We start from the raw sequence: 909 nt of genomic DNA, 5'->3' as shown, positions 1-909 counted from the left end.
CCAGTAATGGTGGCTTTAGCACGGGTGTTCACCTCTTCCCATTCCGAACAGAGTCGTTAAGCCCCGTAGCGCCTATGGTACTGCCTTCACCGGCGGGAGAGTCGGTCGCCGCCAACTTTATTTATACTTCCCTGCCCTCCGCGCCCCGTGCTGCGGAGGGCAGCGTCGTTTCTACCCTGCCCTGACCCCTCTAGTACTGTAGTGGTAGAGCTAGGTGAAAGTATGACCGCCTTGTATGCTTCGCTTGTGCTGTAATGGCCATTCTACGCACAAGTAGACCAAAATTCTATGTATCAGTGACACAATACGGAATACAAAAAACACTTAGATCGGTTCTCAGGTTAGTGTAGCAGCTATCCTTACCATATGGTATGACGGCTTACTCCGACGATTTATGTGAGCGGGTAGCATTGGCTTACCGCTATGCAGGCTAGCAGGCAGTATGCCTCGGCAGATGGCAGTCCGCTTCAATATTTCGGCCTCATTTGTGCGCAAATTGCGGCAGCGCGAGTTCACTACCAGTTCGGTGGTGGCGCTGGCCTATAGTGGGCCGACTCCCTTGCTGCTGCGCAAAACTCAGAGTTCTGCTAGTGGCATGTCTGCGTCAGCAACCCCCGATGTTACGTTCGACGAGTTATGCATCTAGCTGGCCGCCTTAGGCGGACCTGCCGTGATTCGGGCCATGCTCGGGCGGGCGGTGCAGACGCTGGAATGTTGGCGAAAAAAAGATCGATCATGCCGCTGAGCGCGACACCACCCGCGTGAAGGCATTGGGGCCGCCTCAGATTAACCGCACTATGTAGCCGGGGCGCAGAGAGCGGCCAGCAGGCGTTCTAAAAAGGGTTCATCCCAGGCCAGGCGCTTGCGTTTATTCTTGATACTGCGCTTGGTCGGGTCCTGTTTGAGCAG

The 909-nt window shown here is 55.4% G+C and carries 1 protein-coding gene and 1 rRNA gene; both read left to right on the top strand.

All coding sequences use genetic code 11. From position 1 onward, the window contains the following. Positions 1 to 5 precede the first annotated feature (5 nt). Positions 6 to 117: ribosomal RNA gene (rrf, locus tag E5J99_RS20990) — 5S ribosomal RNA — on the top strand. 337 nt (positions 118 to 454) lie between these two features. After that, complete coding sequence (locus tag E5J99_RS20985) at positions 455 to 646, top strand: hypothetical protein (protein ID WP_135499758.1); 192 nt, start codon at positions 455 to 457, stop codon at positions 644 to 646. Positions 647 to 909 lie beyond the last annotated feature (263 nt).

Source organism: Hymenobacter elongatus, assembly GCF_004745955.1.
GTDB lineage: Bacteria > Bacteroidota > Bacteroidia > Cytophagales > Hymenobacteraceae > Hymenobacter > Hymenobacter elongatus.
The sequence above is the reverse complement of the archived record's forward strand: the minus strand, read 5'-3'. Positions and strand labels throughout refer to the sequence as shown.

Bases quoted from the DNA above. Each gene is read 5' to 3' on its own strand.
- E5J99_RS20985 (WP_135499758.1), top strand. From the start codon at position 455: ATGGCAGTCCGCTTCAATATTTCGGCCTCATTTGTGCGCAAATTGCGG.